Genomic DNA, 17,557 nt, shown 5'->3' with positions numbered 1-17,557 from the left:
TGCGTGACCAAGGCCCGCCTCGAAATCCGTCAGGCGGAAATCGCCGATGTCCGCCGCATCGCCGCACTGGCAAAACGCGTGTACGAGGATTTTGCGCCCTACACCGCCAGCGAGATCCGTGGGCAGATCAACAACTATCCCGAGGGCTGCTTCGTCGCCCTGCTGGATGCTAAGCTGATCGGCTATTGCGCCACCATGCGCATCGGCGGGGACAAGGCCCTGGCCCCGCACACCTGGGACGAGATCACCGGCAACGGATACGGCAGCCGCCACGATCCCTTCGGTGACTGGCTTTACGGTTACGAACTGTGCGTCGATCCCAAGACGCGCGGCACGCGCATCGGGCGGCGCCTGTACGAAGAACGCCGCGCGCTGGCCGAACAGCTTGATCTGAAAGGCATCGTTTTCGCAGGCCGGATGCCGAACTACGGCCGCGCCCAGCGCAAGGTCAGTGGCCCGCAGGACTATCTCGACCAGGTCGTGGCAGGCAAGATCCACGATCCCGTGATCCGCTTCCAGCTTGCCAACGGGTTCGAACCGGTGGGTGTGCTCAAGGGCTATCTGCCCGAAGACAAGCGCAGCCGCGGCAACGCCGTGCACATGATGTGGCGCAACCCCTTCGTCGACCAGGAACCCGGCCCCAAGCCACGGGTTCCGCGCGGCGTCGAGAACGTGCGCGTCGCCACCTGCCAGTTGCAGGCGCGTGCGGTGAAGGACTTCGACGAGTTCATCGGCCAGATCCGCTATTTTGTCGACGTGGCCAGCGATTACGAGGCGGACTTCATCCTCTTTCCAGAGATGTTCACGCTCATGCTGCTGAGCGCGGAGCCGGAAACCCTCTCTCCCATCGAGAGCATCGAGCGCCTGTCCGAATACACGCCCTGCATCAGCGCGGCGCTGTCGGAAATGGCGCTGAAATACAACATCAACATCATCGGCGGCAGCCATCCCACGCGGATGGAAGACGGCGACATCCACAACATCGCCATCGTGTGCCTGCGCGACGGGTCCGTCCACACGCAGGAGAAGATCCACCCCACGCCTAACGAGGCGTACTGGTGGAACATTCGCGGCGGCGATGCGGTGGACGTTATCCAGACCGACTGCGGTCCGGTGGGCGTGCTGATCTGTTACGACAGCGAATTCCCCGAGCTTGCCCGCCGCCTGGTGGACGAGGGGGCGCGGATCATCTTCGTGCCGTTCTGCACGGACAGCCGGCAAGGTTACATGCGGGTGCGTTATTGCTCCGCCGCGCGCGCGATCGAGAACCAGTGCTTCATGGTGCTGTCAGGCAACGTCGGCAACCTGCCCAACGTCGCCAACATGGACATCCAGTATGCGCAGAGCTGCATCCTGACGCCGTGCGACTTCCCCTTCGCCCGTGACGGTATCGCAGCCGAAGCGTCGGAAAACGTGGAGACGCTGACGATCAGCGACGTGAACCTCGCCGATCTCGCTTGGGCGCGTGCAGAGGGCACGGTGCGCAACCTGGCGGACCGGCGGTTCGATCTCTACCGGATCGAGTGGGAACAGAAGGAAAAGGTCGACGGCGAAACCGCGACCGAACCCAGCGGCCCGCCGCCGACGCGGCAGCACGGGCCGGGCGGGGGCTAGCCTTCGTTAGTTGGCGACGCTGCCCGCAGCGTCATCATCATCGCCGTCATCGGCGTTGTCGTTGGCGGTGTCCGCAAGATCGTCCTGCCGCGCCAGCATCTGGCGTTCCGCAAGCTTCTCGCGTTCCACCTTTTCGCGCGATTCGACGACGGAACGGGCCTTTGCAGCCAGCCCGCGCCAGGTCTTCTCCGCGCGTAATTCGCGATCGCGCACGTTGTCGAGTGCGGCATTGCTGGCGGCGAGTGCAGCGGCGTCAGCCCGCTCGCAGCACATTTCGTAACTATCGGCCATGCCTGTCTCCTGCGCGATTGAATAGGAATGACGGGCGCGAGGCCGTGGCCCCGCGCCCGCCGGAAAATCAATCAGCCGAGGAAAGGTTGATCGCGCTTTCCTTGCCGTTGCGGCCGGTCTCGACTTCGTAGTTGAGACGCTGTTCCTTATCGAGCGTCTGCATGCCGGCGGCCTGTACGGCCGAGATATGCACGAAGCTGTCGGCCGAGCCGTCATCGGGCTGGATGAAGCCATAGCCCTTGTCGGAATTGAAGAATTTTACGGTGCCGGTTTTCGACATGAGATGTTCCTTTCGAGAACAGGAGGGACCACGGGCGACATTGCCCATGGAACGTGCGTCAGTTCGTCCGAAGAAAGGAAGTCGTCGTCTGTTTTACGCCGGGGCCTGAGAGGCAATCGGCGGTAGGCAAATCTCGAAGTCCGTCGCAAATTTCGACGTCAGCACGCACTATATGGGCGCTCTGTCGCAAAATAGCGAGGATTCATTGCACCAACCGCGTTTGGGGTGCCGGGCGGGTCATCCGACTGACCCCCCAGATCGCCAGCCAGGCGGCAACGAAACCGGGAATGATCTCGTAAATGCCGGTCGCTTCGCCCAGGCCGGAGAAGATCCATACGATGACCACAGCCGCGCCCGTGACCAGCCCGGCCACGGCGCCGGCGCCGGTCATCCGGTTCCATGTCAGTGCGAGCACGATCAGCGGACCGAAGGCGGCACCGAAGCCCGCCCATGCATTCGATACGAGCGAGAGCACGCCGCTGTCGGAATCGCTGGCAATGACGATTGCCGCCACCGCGACGATGACCGTGCTGATCCGCCCCACCCGCACTGCCTGCGTCTCGGTCGCGTTCCGGTTGAGGAACAGGCGGTAGAAGTCCTCGGTCAGCGAACTGGAGGCGACCAGCAGCTGGCTGGAAATCGTGCTCATCACCGCTGCCAGCAACGCCGCCAGCAGGAAGCCGGTGACGAAGGGATGGAACAACAGGTCGGCCAGCAGGATGAAAATGGTTTCCGGGTCCTCCAGCGCCACCGCCGGGTTGCGCTCGACATAGGCGCGGCCGGCAAGGCCGATGCCGATCGCGCCGATCAGCGCCACCGCCATCCACGTCATGCCGATGTTGCGCGCCATGGGGATCCCGCCCTCACGCACGGCCATGAAGCGCACGATGATGTGCGGCTGGCCGAAATAGCCGAGCCCCCAGGTTACCGCGCTGAGGAAGCCGATGAAGGTCAGGCCGGAAAACAGCGACAGGAACCCCGGATCGACCGCGGCCAGCGTGTCACGCATCTGGGAAATGCCGCCCCCGCCCTGCCCGTAGAGCACCACCAGCGGCATCAGCACCAGGGCGACGACCATGATCAGCCCCTGCACGAAATCGGTCAGGCTCACCGCCAGGAAACCGCCGATCGCCGTGTAGGCCAGCACCACCAGCGCGGTGATGAGAACGCCGGCCAGATAGGGGCTCATGCCCAGGATCTGCCCGCTCAGGAAGATCGTGTCGAACAGCTTGCCCCCCGCCACCAGGCTGGCCGCGCTGTAGACCGCGAAGAACAGCACGATGATGACGGCCGAGATCACCCGCAGCAGCACGGCCTTGTCGGGAAAGCGATTGGCGAGAAACTCGGGGATCGTCAGGGCGTTGCCGTATTCAACCGTCTGCCGCCGCAGGCGGGGCGCCACCACGATCCAGTTGACCAGCGCACCCACGAACAGGCCGATACCGATCCAGGCCTCCACCAGCCCGCTGACATAAAGCGCGCCAGGCAGGCCCAGCAGCAGCCAGCCCGACATGTCGCTCGCCCCCGCCGAAAGCGCCGCGACTGCCGGGTGCAGATTGCGGCTGCCGAGCAGATAGCCCTCGCTATCCGCCGTCGATCGCTTCCACGCGAACACGCCGATGGCGAGCATGAGGATGAAATAAAGGGCGAGCGCGATGATCGTGGACGTTTCCATGGCACGCACGTGTAGCGCCTCGGTTTGCGCTGGCTAGAGGCGGAACGCAGCCTTTGCCCGTTGCCGTGTGACCTTCGCATCTGCAATAGAAGCCCATGCACGGCGCCGAACTGTCTTCCACGATGAGCGATGCGCTCGTGATTCTCGGGGCGACCGGCATCGTCATCCCCTTGTTCGCGCGCTTTCGCGTGACGCCGATCATCGGGTTCATCCTCGTCGGCCTGCTTGTCGGCCCGTTCGGCCTTGGCCGCCTGGTGGATGAGGTCCCGTCGCTCTACTACGTTTCCATCTCCGACCCCGAGGCGCTGGAGCCGTTCGCCGAGTTCGGCATCATCCTGCTGCTGTTCACCATCGGCCTCGAACTCAGCTTCAAGCGCCTGTGGCAGCTGCGCAAGCTGGTGTTCGGCCTCGGCGCGCTTGAAGTGCTGGTGGCCGGCGGCCTCATCGCCGCGGCGCTGTGGGCGATGGGCCAGTACTGGACTGGCGCCCTGGCGCTTGGCCTGGCCCTCGCCTTCAGTTCGACCGCGCTGGTGCTGCCAATCTCGGGCACCACGACGCCGGTGGGACGCGCGGCATTGTCGATGTTGCTGTTCGAAGACATCATGATCGTGCCCATCATCTTCCTCCTCGGCGCGCTGGGACCGACCGCGGGAGAGGATGGCGTCGGCGGCCTTGTCACCGTGCTGTGGCAGGGCGCGCTGGTGGTGGCCGTGATGATGGTGGCCGGACGTTACCTTCTGCCCTACCTTTTCGGCCAGGCCGCGCGCACCAAAAGCCCCGAGCTGTTCCTCGCCGCCAGCCTGCTGGTGGTGATCGGGGCCAGCCTCGCGACCGCGCTCGTCGGCCTGTCGCCCATCGTGGGCGCGCTGGTGGCGGGCCTGCTGATCGCGGAAACCGAATACCATTCGGAGGTCGAGGGCATCATCGAGCCGTTCAAGGGCCTCGCTCTCGGCGTGTTTTTGATGACCGTGGGGATGAGTATCGACCTTGCCGTGGTCTGGGCCAACCTGCCCGCGGTAATTCTGGCGGTGCTGTGCGTGCTGTCGCTCAAGGCCGTGGTGACGGGCTTTCTGCTGCGCATCATGGGCGCGCGCCGCTCCACTGCGATCGAAACGGGCATTCTCATGGCGAGCCCGTCGGAAACCACGCTCATCATCCTGGCCGCCGCCAGTGCGGCACTGCTGATCGATCGGGAGACCGCGCAGTTCTGGCAGATCGTCACCGCCGTCGGCCTGACCGTCACGCCCTTGCTTGCCGGGCTCGGCAAAGTGGTCGCCCGCCGGGTGGAGCCCGCGCCCGCGCTCGACCCGCTTGATGCCGACGCGGACGAACCGCGCGCCATCATCATCGGGCTGGGGCGCGTGGGCAAGCTGGTGGCCCAGATGCTGCGCGTGCATGACAAGCCCTACGTCGCCATCGACTTCGATCCCGACCTGGTCGAGCGGGCCCGGCACGAGGGGTACCATGCGGTCTTCGGCAACGCCCTGCGCAACGATGCGCTGGACAAGCTGGGCATCGCGCGCGCGCCCGCCGTTATCCTGACGATGGATGAGCATGTCCTTGCCGGGCGCCTGACCCGCAAGCTGCGCGCTGCCTGGCCGGACCTGCCAATCATCGCGCGCGCGCGTGACAGCGCCCACGCTGCCGAGCTTTACCGCAGCGGTGCCACCACGGCGGTCCCGGAAACGCTGGAAAGCTCGCTTCAGCTTTCCGAGGCGGCGCTGGTCGATCTTGGCGTGGCGATGGGCCCGGTCATCGCCTCCATCCACGAGAAGCGGGACGAATTTCGTGCCAAGATCCGGGAGGGTGGCGAGATGACCTACACGCCGAAGCTGCGCACGGGCGCGGTGGACAGTTGAGGTTTGTCGGACCGTTGCGCGCCCTCAGGCATTGATACGGGGAAGGAGACTTTCCATGAGCAACGTAGAAGATCCCACCAAGCCCACCCCGAACGCCGAAAAATTCAAGCCCAAGAATGTGGCCGCGGACGATGAGCATGGTCGTGCCGATCGCGACATGAAGAACGTGCCGCGCGGCAGCGAGCCCGATCGCAGGGGCGCTTCCGGCAACCGCATCGGTTGATCGACGTCAGGCGCTGACGCCAGCCAATGCCTGGCGCATGGCTTCGATGGCCTGGGCGGCTTTCTCGCCGTCCGGGCCGCCACCTTGCGCCATGTCGGGCCTGCCTCCCCCACCCTTGCCGCCAACGGCCTCAACGCCGGCGCGCACGAGGTCGACCGCACTGAACTGGCCAATCAGATCGTCGGTCACGCCGACGGCAACTGCTGCCTTTCCGTCATTCACAGTGACTATGGCGGCCACTCCGCTGCCCAGCCTCGTCTTCGCTCCGTCGAGCAGACCGCGCAATTCGCGCGGGTCCATGCCGTGCAGAACCTGGCCCGAAAAGGCGACCCCGCCAACGGTTTCATCCTGCTCCGCCTTGGCGTTTGAGCCACCCCCGAGAGCCAGCTGCTTCTTCGCCTGGGCGAGTTCACGCTCCAGACGCTTGCGTTCATCGACCAGCGCGGCGACGCGCTGCTCGACATCTTCGGGGCCGGTTCGCAGCGTCGCGGCAACCGCTTTCAGGGAGTCCTCGCGGTTCACCATCCACAGCCGCGCGGCTTCACCGGTCAGCGCCTCGATCCTGCGGACGCCGGACGATACCGCGCTTTCGGAAACGATGCGGAAGAGGCCGATGTCACCCGTTGCCCGCACGTGGGTCCCGCCGCAAAGCTCTACCGAGTAATTGCGACCCGATCCGCCGTGATCCGGGCGCCCGATGGAGAGCACGCGCACTTCCTCTCCGTATTTTTCCCCGAACAAGGCCAGCGCGCCCGCCTCGACGGCATCATCCGGGCTCATCAACCTGGTAACGGTTTCGGCATTGGCGCGCACCTCGGCGTTGACCTCGGCCTCCACGGCGGCAATCTGCGACGGCGTAAGCGGCTTGGGGTGCGCAAAATCGAAGCGCAGCTTGTCGCGCGCGACGAGCGACCCTTTCTGCGTGACATGCTCGCCCAGGTGATGCCGCAGCGCGGCGTGGAGCAGGTGAGTGGCCGAATGGTTGGCGCGGACTTCGTCACGCCGCTCGGCATCGATGGCGAGGTGGACGGTGTCGCCCACGGCGACCCTGCCCGCCTCGATCCGGCCGCGATGCGCGTGCAGGCGACCAAGCGGCTTGGCGGTGTCGGCAACCGCGATGTGCAGGCGATTGTCGCCCGTGATGATGCCGGCATCGCCCATCTGTCCGCCGCTCTCGCCATAAAACGGGGTCTGGTTGGTGAGTACGATCACGTCCTGCCCGCTTTCGGCAGAGGACACCTCCTTGCCGTCAACCACCAGCGCGACCACCCGGCCCTCACCCTCGGTGGCGCTGTAGCCGGTGAACTCGCTTGCGCCCTCGCGCTCGGCGATGTCGAACCAGATCTCGCTGTCGGCCGCCGCGCCCGAACCCTTCCACGCCGCGCGGGCCGCTGCCTTTTGCTGCGCCATGGCGGCGTCGAACCCTTCGCGCGCCACGGTGATGCCGCGGCTGCGCAGCGCGTCCTCGGTAAGGTCGTAGGGAAAACCGAAGGTGTCGTAGAGGCGGAAGGCGGTCTCGCCGGGAAGGCTGTCCCCCTCCGCAAGGCCCGCGCTTTCCTCGTCGAGCAGGCGCAGCCCCTTGTCGAGGGTCTGGCGGAAGCGGGTCTCCTCGCGTTCGAGCACTTCGGTGATAAGCGCCTGCGCGCGGCCAAGCTCGGGATAGGCCTGCCCCATCTCGCCCACCAGCGCGGGCACCATGCGGTGCATCAGCGGCGTCTCGGCCCCCAGCAGGTGGGCATGGCGCATGGCCCGGCGCATGATGCGGCGCAGGACATAGCCGCGACCTTCGTTGGACGGCAGGACGCCATCTGCGATGAGGAAACTGGTCGAGCGCAGGTGATCGGCGATCACGCGGTGGCTGGCGATGGTCGCCTCGTCCGCCTTGGCCTTTACCAGTTCCTCGCTCGCGGCGATGAACGTGCGGAAGGTATCGGTCTCGAATACGTTGTGCACACCCTGCATCACCGTGGCGATACGTTCCAGGCCCATGCCGGTATCGATGCTGGGGCGCGGCAGGTTGCCGACGATCTCGTCGTTTTCCTGCAGGTGCTGCATGAACACGAGGTTCCAGATCTCGACGAAGCGGTCACCGTCCTCGTCAGGCGAGCCAGGAGGGCCGCCAGCAACCGACGGTCCGTGGTCCCAGAAGATCTCCGAACACGGGCCGCACGGCCCATCCGCGCCCATCGCCCAGAAGTTGTCCTTGGTGGGGATGCGGATGATGCGCTCTTCGGGCAGCCCGGCGATCTTGCGCCACAGGGCAAAGGCTTCGTCGTCGGTGTGGTAGACGGTGGCGGTGAGGCGGTTCGGATCGAGCCCGAACTCCCTTGTCACCAGGTTCCACGCCAGCTCGATCGCGCGTTCCTTGAAATAGTCGCCGAAGCTGAAGTTGCCCAGCATCTCGAAGAAGGTGAGGTGGCGCGCGGTGTATCCGACATTGTCGAGGTCGTTGTGCTTGCCGCCGGCGCGAACGCATTTCTGGCTGCTCGAGGCGCGGGGGCCGGGCGGCGTTTCCATGCCGGTGAACACGTTCTTGAACGGCACCATCCCGGCGTTGACGAACATCAGGGTGGGATCGTTGTACGGGACCAGCGGCGCTGAGGGCACGACCTGGTGGTCGTTGGCCGCAAAGTAGTCGAGGAAGGTCCGGCGAATGTCGTTGGTCGATTGCATGACCGCGAATTAGGCGCTGGACCGCGCGGGGACAAGTATCGTGTTTGCCACCGTCACACCCGCAGGTGGCGGCAGAAGCCGGACGCGAAGAAGCCGGCGGAGGCGGGTGGGGGTCCCGCCGTCGCCGGCTCCGGTTTCGCAAGGTGTTGCACGTCCTGCAGCGCCCGAAACGGACAAGCTGCGGTCACACCTTCTTGAGGATCAGTCTTCGGATTCCGCGTCCGGACCCGTCATCATCTCCTCGGCAACCGCATCGGTTCGACCGCGGATGGCGGCTTCCAGACGGTTGCTGATCTCGGGATTCTCCTTGAGGAACGTCTTGGCGTTTTCCCGTCCCTGGCCGATACGAATGCTGTCGTAGCTGAACCAGGAACCGGACTTCTCGACGATGCCGGCGGTCACGCCGAGATCGAGGATCTCGCCGATCTTGGAAATGCCCTCGCCATACATGATGTCGAATTCGACCTGCTTGAACGGCGGGGCAACCTTGTTCTTGACCACCTTCACGCGGGTCGAGTTGCCGATAACCTCGTCACGGTCCTTGATGGCGCCGGTGCGGCGGATGTCGAGGCGGACCGAGGCGTAGAACTTGAGCGCGTTGCCGCCCGTCGTCGTCTCCGGGTTGCCGTACATCACGCCGATCTTCATGCGCAGCTGGTTGATGAAGATCACCATGCACTTGGATCGGTTGATCGAACCCGTAAGCTTGCGCAGCGACTGCGACATGAGGCGCGCCTGCAGGCCGACGTGGCTGTCGCCCATCTCGCCCTCGATCTCGGCACGGGGAACCAGCGCGGCGACCGAATCGACCACCAGCACGTCGATCGCATTCGAACGCACGAGCGTGTCCACGATTTCCAGGGCCTGTTCGCCGGTATCGGGCTGCGAGACGATCAGTTCGTCGATGTTGACGCCCAGCTTCTTGGCATAGGCCGGATCCAGCGCGTGTTCGGCATCGACGAAGGCGACAGTGCCACCGTTCTTCTGACATTCGGCCAGCACGTGCAGTGCGAGCGTGGTCTTGCCGGAGCTTTCAGGCCCGTAGACCTCGATCACCCGGCCCTTCGGAAGCCCGCCGACACCCAGGGCAATATCAAGGCCTAGACTGCCGGTGGAGATCGTTTCGACCTCCATCGTTTCCTTCTGGCCCAGCTTCATCGCCGAGCCTTTGCCGAACGCGCGATCGATTTGTGCGAGCGCTGCATCGAGCGCCTTCTGACGGTCCACTTTAGCTTCCTTTTCGACGAGCTTCAGATTCGCACTTGCCATGACATCGTCTCCGCCTGTTCGCTAGGGCGCGCCGGGGGTTTTTCACCCGGCTGGCCAGCTGCATTGGACTTGTCATGTACCCACTTTGTTCCATAAGAACAAGAGTCGAACGAAAATTATTTCCTATACGCTCTCGGTCGCCCGCGCCGCCGCCTTGCGCAGCACGCCGCTGACCTTTTCGCCGATTTGCTTCACGCTGAACGGCTTGGCGATGAAATGCATGTGGTCGATGTGAATATCGCCGCGCAGCTGTTCTTCGGCATAGCCGGACATGAACAGGATGGGCAGATTGCCGCGCACCTTGCGTATCTCCTTCGCCATCGCCGGGCCATCCATGCTCGGCATGACGACATCGGTGACCACGAGATCGAACTTGTCCGGGTCCGCGCGGAACAGCTCCAGCCCCTCGTCCCCATCGCTGGCGGCGACGATGGAATAGCCTTCGCGCTCCAGCGCGCGCGTGGCAACGGCGCGTACCATGTCCTCGTCCTCGACCAGCAGGATACACCCCCCGCCCGACCATTCGCGCGCCTGCACCTCCTCGGTCTCGGCCTGGGCCAGCTCTTCCTCGGTGGCGTGGTAGACCGGCAGATAGATGGTGAAACGGGCGCCCTTGATCGACCCGTCGGGCGCCTTGGCGTTGCCGGCAAAGATGAAACCGCCCGATTGCTTGACGATGCCATAGACCGTGGACAGGCCGAGGCCGGTGCCCTTGCCCTGTTCCTTGGTCGTGAAGAAAGGCTCGAACAGCTTGCCGATGATGTCGGCCGGAATGCCGCCGCCGGTATCCTCGGCTATGAGCACGGTGTAGTCGCCCGCCGGGATGATCTCGGACCCCATCCGGCGGATGTCCTTCGCCTCCACCCGGCGCGTGGCAAAGGCGAGCGTGCCGGTGGCGCTCTCGCCGCCGCCGTGGGTCTGGATGGCATCGCGCGCGTTGACCGCGAGGTTGACGATCACCTGTTCCAGCTGCCGCGGATCGGCGCGGACGTAACCAAGATCGCGATCGTGGCGCACCTTGAGGGTGATCTTGGCACCCAGCAGCCGCTTCAGCAGATGCCCCACCTCGGAGATGATGTCCGGCAGCTGGATGACCTCGGGCTGCAGGGTCTGCTGGCGGCTGAAGGCGAGCAATTGCCGCGTGAGGCTGGCAGCGCGGTTGGAATTGGCCTTGATCTGCTGGATGTCGTCGTAATCGCTGTCACCCGGCGTGTGGCGCAGCAGCATGAGGTCGCAATACCCGATGATCGCGGTCAGCACGTTGTTGAAATCGTGCGCCACGCCCCCTGCCAGCTGGCCCACGGCCTGCATCTTGGTCGCCTGTGCCACCTGCCGCTTGAGCCGCACTTCCTCGGTCGTGTCAGCGAGCGAGAGCAGCACGGCCGCCTCCCCCAGCCCGCGCACGCCGGCCATGCCCATGCTGACCGGCTCGTCCGGTTCGGAGCGCAGGCGCACCGCGATGTCGCCGCTGGAGGCCGGGCCTTGTGCATAGCGGCGCACGGCATCGGACAGGGCGGTCTTGTCCCGTGGCACCACGATGTCGCTGGGATAGGGGGGCAGTTGCCCGCTGATGACGCCCGCCGCGCGCTGGAAGGCGGGGTTGGCGAACAGGAACTTGCCGTCGCGGTCGGTCGTGGCAAGGCCCAGGGGCAACTGTTCCAGCAGACCCTGCAATTGCGCGGCCTGCCCCTTGGCCTCTCCGCCCCAGCCGCCCAGGCCGATCCCGGCATCGATCAGCAGCATCAGCGACGGGCTTTCCGCCAGCGTCCTGCCGGGGATACGTTCGCGCGCGGCCTCATCCGGATCGGCGAGCGGGACCTGCACCAGCGTCTGCGGGCTGCCCTTTTTGCCCTCGCGCGCGAAGAATATGCGCTCACGATCGTCGGAGCGCAGCAGTTGCACGAATTCCTGCCCGGCCATGCTGGCGTTCTCGTCCCCCAGCGCGCGGCGGGCGAGCGAGGCGTTGGCCGCGCGCACCATGCCATTGGGCGACACCAGCGCGACGGAGATCCCCGCCGCGCCCAGCACCCGGCCAAACAGCCCGGTGATATGCTTGCCGATGGCGGCGATGGGTTCGACGCGCACGACAGGCGCGAAACGCCAGACGAGGTAGTCATCGGCCCGCCCCGCACGCTCGGCCGTGGCGGTCCAGGCGCGTTGCTCGTCGGCCACGGTGACGCTTTCGCCCTTGCCATCGCGCCAGGCGGTGCGGGCAATGCGCGCCAGCTTGTCGGCACTGGCGCCGTCCACCGGAAGCACCGGGGGGCCGTTGTCCGACCCGAACCACAGCTCGAACGCGGCGTTGGCGCAGACCAGCCGATTGGCGCGATCGGTAATGGCGACGGCAAGGTCGGCCTGCTCGATCGCGGCGACGGTGACGGCCCAATCGGGCGAATCGCCTTCCTTTACGGCGGGTCGCTGCGCAGCGGTTCGACCGGCGACGAATGCGGCAAGGCCCAGCACGACCAGGCCACCGGCAAAAGCCAGCGTTACCACGGCGCTCCCGGTGATGAACTGGATCATCATCACGCTGGCGAGCACCGCCGCGGCCACGCCGAGGCCATCGACGAGGCCCCGCGATTCCTGCAGGTTGGCGAGCTTCATTCGCCGGCGGGTGGCAACCGGCGCCGCCCCGGCCGCCTTTCCCAGCGGCGGGCGACCACCAGCCGCCACAGGAAGCTGGCGACCAGATAGCTGATTGCGGCGCCCACGATCGACAGGACCACGAACCCGAAGGCGGTGACGCCGGCGGTCTGCAGCCACCAGCCGAATTCCGCCCACCAGCCCTGCTCCAGCGCGCTTTTCGCGTTGCCCATCGCGTCGGGATCGATCTTGAGCGTGAACTGGCCGACCTTGTTGGCCACCAGCAGCCAGAACGGCAGGGTGAAGGGGTTGGTGACAAAGGTAATCAGCGCCGCGACCGGCACGTTGGCCCGGGCAGGCAGGGCAAGAAAGGCCGCCAGGAAAATCTGCCCCAGCGGAATGATGAAGCCTGCAAACACGCCCAAGGCCACCCCGCGCGGCACGCTGCGCCGGGTGAAGCGCCACAATTCAGAACGCAGGAATCGGTGGGCGATCGGCGCCAGATACTTGTTCTGGGCCATCTCCTCCCGCTCGGGCATCTTCGGCATTTTCCTGCCGAGCCAGTTGATCGCCTTGTTCACCATGATCCGCCTGCGAGCCCTGCCAGATTCGGCACCCTTTGGTAAGGTGGTGTTAGACGAGAGGTTCGCAATGCCCGCTTAACGGCCAGGCCGATCTTTGCCGCCGCGCCGATCAGCCCTTCTCGCGCATCAACCGGGCCTTGTCGCGCTGCCAGTCACGGTCCTTCGTGGATTGCCGCTTGTCGTGCGCCTGCTTGCCCTTTGCCAGCGCCAGTTCGACCTTGGCCCGGCCCGTGCTGTTGAAATAGACCATCAGCGGCACCAGCGTCATGCCCTTGCGCTCCACCGCGCCTAGCATCCGCTCGACCTCGCGCCGGTGCAGCAGCAACTTGCGCGGACGCTTGGGCTCGTGGTTGAAGCGGTTGGCGTGGCTGAATTCGGGGATCGTGGCGTTGACCAGCCAGACCGCGCCATCCTTCACCTCGGCATAGCTTTCGGCGATGGAGCCCTGCCCGCCTCTCAACCCCTTCACCTCGGTCCCGTGCAGGGCAATGCCCGCCTCGAAGGTGTCCTCGATGAAATAGTTGTATCGCGCCTTGCGGTTCTCGGCGACGATCTTCTGCTTGTCGAACGTGGGCGGTTTGGGGCGGGCCATGGGGGACGCGATGTAGGCGCGCGTCGCGCGGATTGCAAAGCAAGCTTGCCAGCCTGGGCCACGCATCGCACAAGCGGGCGATGGGGCACGCATTCGAGATCGGCGGGATTGCCGTCGCACGGGGGACGCGCCAGCGTATCGCCCTGCCCATCAGCCACACGCTGACCGGGTTGTCCGCCAACCTCATGCTGGAAGTGGTGCACGGCGCAACAGACGGACCCACCGTCTTCGTTTCCGCCGCCATCCACGGTGACGAGATCGCCGGCACCGCGATCATCCAGCGCCTGATCCCGCGCATCGATGCCGCGCAGCTGGCTGGCACCATCATCCTGGCCCCCGCGGTCAACATCTACGGCTTCATCGCGCAGAGCCGGTATTTGCCCGACCGGCGCGATTTGAACCGCAGCTTTCCCGGCAATCCCAACGGCTCGCTGGCGTCGCAGCTGGCGCACTGCTTTTTCGAAAACGTCATCTGCCGCTCCACCCTGGGCATCGATCTGCATTCCGCCGCCGTCCACCGCTACAACCTGCCGCAGGTGCGCATTGCCGCCGGTGACGAGCGGCTGATCGAGCTGGCCACGGTCTTCGGCGCGCCGATCATCATCGAAAGCCCGCTGCGCGAAGGCTCCATGCGCCAGCTGGCGCATGAGCGCGGCACCCCGATGCTGTTGCTGGAGGCGGGCGAGGCGCTGCGCTTCGACCGGTTCAGCACCGAGGTCGGCACGCGCGGTGTGCTGCGGGTGCTGGCCCATATCGGCATGCTGCCGGGCGACGATGCCATGGCGAACGTGCCCGCGCCAAGCCGGTCGAACCGCACCCGCTGGGTGCGCGCGCCCCGCGGCGGCGTGTCGCATCGCCTGCGCAAGTCCGGCGACAGCGTTACCCGGGGCGAGGTGCTGGCGCGCGTTGGCGGCGTGTTCGGCGAGGACTGCCGCGACGTCATCAGCCCCATTGACGGCATCGTGATCGGCCACGCGACGCTGCCGGTCGTCTACCAGGGCGACGCCATGTTCCACATCGCCGAGGTCGAGCATCCCGAGCGCGCCGGCGAGCGCATTGCCTCGCTCGACTTCGCCATCCACGCCAAGGAGCCCGCCGGCCCCGCCAGGCCCCTGATGGACGAGGACGAGGTCGAGGAGATGGAAGCCGACGGCGAGGATACCGACGCAGAGGCCAGCGCAAAGGCCGCGCGAACCCCGCTCTAAGCCAGGCCTAGCGCACCACGATGGAGCCGATCATGCCGCGGATGGAATGGCCGACGTGCGTGCATTCCAGATCGTAGGCCCCGGCCCTGGGCACCAGCCGCAGTTCCACGCTGCCACCCGGCGCAACCTCCACCTGCCCGTCGGCGATGACGGCCGCATCGGACTGGGCGATCTGCGTGGCGGCAAAGAAATCGGGCGCGGCGAAGTTGTGCGCGCGGCCCGTGGTGTTGGTCAGCACCAGCACCACCGGCTGGCCCGCACGCAGGCTGATGGTCTGCGGGTCGAAGGCAAAGTTGCTCAGCGTCACCTCGATCCGCTGGGCCGAGGCGAAGCTGGTGTCGGCAGGCGCGATCTGCGGGGTCAGCGTGGTGGGGATGGCGCAGGCGGACAGTGCCAGAGCGATCGCGGTCAGGGCGAGGCGGAACGTCATGGCAGCAAGTCCTCCGGCAGGGTGGGCGTGTTCAGGATGCGGGTGAAGCGCTCCCAGCGCGTCGCCAGGTCGGCAGGGCGTCCATCTGGCCCCGTCTCCACCGCGTTACCGACGATCTCCTCGCCAAGGCCGTAATTCACGACATAGCTGCGGTAGGTGTCCATGAACCGCAGGTTCTGTTCGGCCCGCTGGCGGCTCATCAGGCGGTAGCGCATCTGCGCTGCGATCGCCTGCTCGCGCGTCATCGTGCCGTCGAGATAGCCCGCGGCGATGGTGTAATAGGCGGGCGCCAGTCCCTGCAGCGCGTCGCGCAGTTCGTAATAGCTGTCCAGATCGCGCGTATCGAGGCCGGCCATGGGCGCAAGCACGTCACGTTCGTAGGCGAGCTGCGTGTCGCCCGGAAAGGCCAGCCGCCGCCCATAGGTTGCGCTGCCTTCGGAGATGATTGCGCGTGGGCTGTAGAGCGGCAGCAGCGTGTACTCGATCTGCCCCAGCGCGTTCACCCGGTCGCGCTCGATCAAGGTCGAATAGACGTGGTGACCGGGATAGGCCTCGTGACAGCCGACATCCACCGCCCGGTCGAGCCGGGTGGGCAGATCGGTGTTGATCTCGATTACCGAGTGGTAATTGCCCTGGTAGTAGTTGAAGCCGCCCCACGGCTTGTCGGTCACGAGGCTGAGCGTGAAGTTCTCGCCCGCCGGGAGCGGGATGTGTGGCAGGGTGCGTGCGCGGCACTCGGCAACGGCGGCGTCGATCACGGCATCAAGCCGGTCGGCGGGGATGATGAACCGATCCTGGAAGGCATTGAGGCGCTCGTTCAGCGGTCCGTCGGCGGGGGTGCCTGGCACCAGTTCCTCGATCCGCGCGATGACCGGGTCGAGCGTGGCGAGGTCGATCAGCTCGGGCCGCACGCCGAACAGCCCCTCGGCCTCGTCCTGGAAAGGTATGCGCTCGCCGCCCAGCATCCTGAGGCGCACCCTGGCGCTGGCAAGCATGGCGCGCAGGTAGCGCACGCGGCTGGCCTCCACGCTGCCGGCTGTTACCGGCAGGGCAGCAAGCGTGGTATCGAGCGCCAGCACGCGGGCCTGCAGTGCGGGGATCGAGGTGGCCGCGTCCTGCGCTTCGGCGGCGGTCGCCAGCTCCTCCGGCCCGTAATAGGCATCGACGTAGCCGGGGTCTTTTTCCCCGATGGCCAGCTGGACGCCGAGATACTGCCGCGCCAGTGCATCGAGCGAGGCGTGCGGCGTGGCGGGCATCGTGGCACACGAGCCCAGCACCAGAGCGGCCGCAGCGAGCCCAGCCTGGCGGATCATGCGCCCACTCCGGCGAAATCCATCGCCTCGTCCACAGCCTGCTTCGCCGCATCCGAGCAGGCCACGATGGGCAGGCGCGTATCCGGCGCGAACCAGTCGAACAGCTTGCTCAGCGCATACTTGGCCGGCGCGGGGCTAGCGTCGGCAAACATGGCCTTGTGGAGCGGGAACAACCGCTCGTTCAGCTCGCGCGCCCGCTCGAAATCGCCGCTCGCCGCCGCGGCGTGAAATTCGGCGCACAGCTTCGGCGCGACGTTGGCGGTGACCGAGATGCAGCCCACCTGGCCCAGCGCATAGCCGGCCAGCACCAGCGGGTCGTCGCCCGACAGCTGGCAGAGCTCGGGCGCGCCCATGCGGTGCTGGACGACGCGGCTCAGATCGCCGCTGGCGTCCTTCAGCGCCACGATCTTGCCGGGAAAGCGGCGGGCAAGTTCGATTACCGTGGCGGGCAGGATGTCCGTCACCGTGCGGCCAGGCACGTTGTACAGCACGATCGGCAGGTCGCTGCGCTCTGCCAGATAGCTGAAATGCGCCAGCAACCCGTCCTGCGACGGGCGGTTGTAGTATGGCGCGACCAGCAGCAGCGCATCGGCCCCCGCGATCTGCGCTTCCTTGATGTGCCACAGCGCGGTCTGCGTATCGTTTGACCCCGCGCCCGCGATCACCGGCACCCGGCCGGCGGACACCTCGGCGCAGACGGCAATGACCTTGTGATGCTCGTCATTGTCGAGCGTGGCGCTCTCCCCCGTGGTGCCGCAGGGCACCAGCGCAGAGGAACCGTTGTCGATCTGCCAGTCGATGAAGCGGCGATAGGCGGCCTCGTCGACCATTTCATCGCGAAAGGGAGTCGCCAGGGCTGGAATCGATCCGGTGAACATTGTCGCGGCTCCCGCGTTGGTGTTGAAAGGATTTGTGTGTGTACGGTTGGCATTTCGTCGGGATCTGACGAGATCGGCCAGTGTGTTC

15 protein-coding genes are annotated in these 17,557 nt (G+C 66.0%); 4 read left to right on the top strand and 11 right to left on the bottom strand.

Features of this window, described 5'->3' with window-relative positions:
- Positions 1-3: 3 nt before the first annotated feature.
- Complete coding sequence (locus tag GRI62_RS04185; RefSeq protein ID WP_131452148.1) at positions 4-1,614, top strand: bifunctional GNAT family N-acetyltransferase/carbon-nitrogen hydrolase family protein; 1,611 nt, start codon at positions 4-6, stop codon at positions 1,612-1,614.
- A 6-nt stretch (positions 1,615-1,620) separates the two neighbouring features.
- Here GRI62_RS04185 and GRI62_RS14450 read toward each other — a convergent pair whose 3' ends face one another.
- The 3 genes from GRI62_RS14450 to putP form a co-directional block, all read right to left on the bottom strand.
- Positions 1,621-1,905 (bottom strand): hypothetical protein, encoded by a 285-nt coding sequence (locus GRI62_RS14450; RefSeq protein ID WP_131452147.1) that lies wholly within the window; start codon positions 1,903-1,905, stop codon positions 1,621-1,623.
- 67 nt (positions 1,906-1,972) lie between these two features.
- Positions 1,973-2,185, bottom strand: coding sequence for a cold-shock protein (locus GRI62_RS04180; RefSeq protein WP_131452146.1), 213 nt, complete (start codon positions 2,183-2,185; stop codon positions 1,973-1,975).
- 202 nt (positions 2,186-2,387) lie between these two features.
- On the bottom strand, positions 2,388-3,860 hold the full coding sequence (putP, locus tag GRI62_RS04175; protein ID WP_131453759.1) for a sodium/proline symporter PutP: 1,473 nt from the start codon (positions 3,858-3,860) through the stop codon (positions 2,388-2,390).
- A gap of 95 nt (positions 3,861-3,955) precedes the next feature.
- On the opposite strand from putP, the gene GRI62_RS04170 reads away from it, so the two are divergent.
- Together GRI62_RS04170 and GRI62_RS14445 are read left to right on the top strand one after the other, a co-directional pair.
- The gene (locus tag GRI62_RS04170) at positions 3,956-5,719 is read left to right on the top strand and encodes a cation:proton antiporter domain-containing protein (RefSeq protein WP_131452145.1); all 1,764 of its coding nucleotides are present in this window, start codon (positions 3,956-3,958) and stop codon (positions 5,717-5,719) included.
- 55 nt (positions 5,720-5,774) lie between these two features.
- The gene (locus tag GRI62_RS14445) at positions 5,775-5,942 is read left to right on the top strand and encodes a hypothetical protein (protein ID WP_188669339.1); all 168 of its coding nucleotides are present in this window, start codon (positions 5,775-5,777) and stop codon (positions 5,940-5,942) included.
- A gap of 6 nt (positions 5,943-5,948) precedes the next feature.
- On the opposite strand, the gene alaS is transcribed toward GRI62_RS14445, so the two are convergent.
- From alaS to smpB, 5 genes are all read right to left on the bottom strand, one after another.
- Positions 5,949-8,615 (bottom strand): alanine--tRNA ligase, encoded by a 2,667-nt coding sequence (alaS, locus tag GRI62_RS04165; protein ID WP_131452144.1) that lies wholly within the window; start codon positions 8,613-8,615, stop codon positions 5,949-5,951.
- Positions 8,616-8,816: 201 nt separating this feature from the next.
- Positions 8,817-9,884 carry a recombinase RecA gene (gene recA, locus GRI62_RS04160; RefSeq protein WP_131452143.1) on the bottom strand — a complete coding sequence of 356 codons (1,068 nt, stop codon included), beginning with the start codon at positions 9,882-9,884 and terminating at the stop codon, positions 8,817-8,819.
- A 123-nt stretch (positions 9,885-10,007) separates the two neighbouring features.
- On the bottom strand, positions 10,008-12,488 hold the full coding sequence (locus tag GRI62_RS04155) for a response regulator (RefSeq protein ID WP_131452142.1): 2,481 nt from the start codon (positions 12,486-12,488) through the stop codon (positions 10,008-10,010).
- A complete protein-coding gene (locus GRI62_RS04150) occupies positions 12,485-13,048 on the bottom strand; it encodes a DUF2062 domain-containing protein (RefSeq protein WP_234032764.1) in 564 nt (187 codons plus the stop codon). Before GRI62_RS04150 ends, GRI62_RS04155 begins: the two co-directional genes overlap by 4 nt.
- 112 nt (positions 13,049-13,160) lie before the next feature.
- A complete protein-coding gene (smpB, locus tag GRI62_RS04145; protein ID WP_131452141.1) occupies positions 13,161-13,643 on the bottom strand; it encodes an SsrA-binding protein SmpB in 483 nt (160 codons plus the stop codon).
- 80 nt (positions 13,644-13,723) lie between these two features.
- On the opposite strand from smpB, the gene GRI62_RS04140 reads away from it, so the two are divergent.
- Positions 13,724-14,848: a succinylglutamate desuccinylase/aspartoacylase family protein gene (locus tag GRI62_RS04140; RefSeq protein ID WP_131452140.1), complete on the top strand. Its 1,125-nt coding sequence runs from the start codon at positions 13,724-13,726 to the stop codon at positions 14,846-14,848.
- A gap of 7 nt (positions 14,849-14,855) precedes the next feature.
- Here the strand turns inward: GRI62_RS04140 and GRI62_RS04135 are convergent, their stop codons facing one another.
- Genes GRI62_RS04135 through dapA form a run of 3 tightly spaced genes read right to left on the bottom strand, consistent with a single transcriptional unit; the run spans position 14,856 to position 17,469 of the window.
- Positions 14,856-15,278: a cupredoxin domain-containing protein gene (locus GRI62_RS04135; protein ID WP_131452139.1), complete on the bottom strand. Its 423-nt coding sequence runs from the start codon at positions 15,276-15,278 to the stop codon at positions 14,856-14,858.
- Positions 15,275-16,591, bottom strand: coding sequence for a hypothetical protein (locus GRI62_RS04130; RefSeq protein WP_188669340.1), 1,317 nt, complete (start codon positions 16,589-16,591; stop codon positions 15,275-15,277). The genes GRI62_RS04135 and GRI62_RS04130 overlap by 4 nt, the downstream gene beginning before the upstream one ends.
- Complete coding sequence (dapA, locus tag GRI62_RS04125) at positions 16,588-17,469, bottom strand: 4-hydroxy-tetrahydrodipicolinate synthase (RefSeq protein ID WP_131452138.1); 882 nt, start codon at positions 17,467-17,469, stop codon at positions 16,588-16,590. The genes GRI62_RS04130 and dapA overlap by 4 nt, the downstream gene beginning before the upstream one ends.
- Positions 17,470-17,557 lie beyond the last annotated feature (88 nt).

Source organism: Aurantiacibacter arachoides, assembly GCF_009827335.1.
Classification (GTDB): Bacteria; Pseudomonadota; Alphaproteobacteria; order Sphingomonadales; family Sphingomonadaceae; genus Alteraurantiacibacter; species Alteraurantiacibacter arachoides.
This window is presented reverse-complemented; position numbering and strand designations above follow the sequence as displayed.